Genomic DNA, 366 nt, shown 5'->3' with positions numbered 1-366 from the left:
CCGATCCTGATGGCAATGTCACGGACTACAGCTACAACAAATATGGGCAGCTGACGGGGGTTTGGTTTCCCGACAACAGTTGCCATCGGCTGGTCTGGAATGAGCGCGGGCAGTTGCTTGAGGAGCTGCTGCCCAATGGCGGTATCAAGCGTTATCGCTATGACGACCTTGGTCGGCAGGTTGCCCGCGAGGATGAACAGGGAGCGCTGACCCAGTATCAGTGGGACAGCGTGGGTCGGTTGATTCGCGTCGTACTTTCAGGCGGCGCAACACGCGAATACAGCTACAACGCCTACGGAAAAATCACCGCCGAACACGACGAACTCGGCCACGTCACCCGTTACGAATACGCCGACGGCCTGCACC

General features: G+C 58.5%; 1 protein-coding gene. It reads left to right on the top strand.

The window, feature by feature from the left end; translation table 11 throughout:
- Window positions 1-366 (top strand): RHS repeat domain-containing protein (locus BFP92_RS32155; RefSeq protein WP_239694312.1); only part of this gene is annotated, 366 nt, incomplete at both ends.

The organism is Pseudomonas sp. 58 R 3, from assembly GCF_900006605.1.
Taxonomy (GTDB): Bacteria; Pseudomonadota; Gammaproteobacteria; order Pseudomonadales; family Pseudomonadaceae; genus Aquipseudomonas; species Aquipseudomonas salomonii.
Note: the sequence above shows the minus strand (reverse complement) of the source record. Positions and strands in the feature narration are given on the sequence as shown.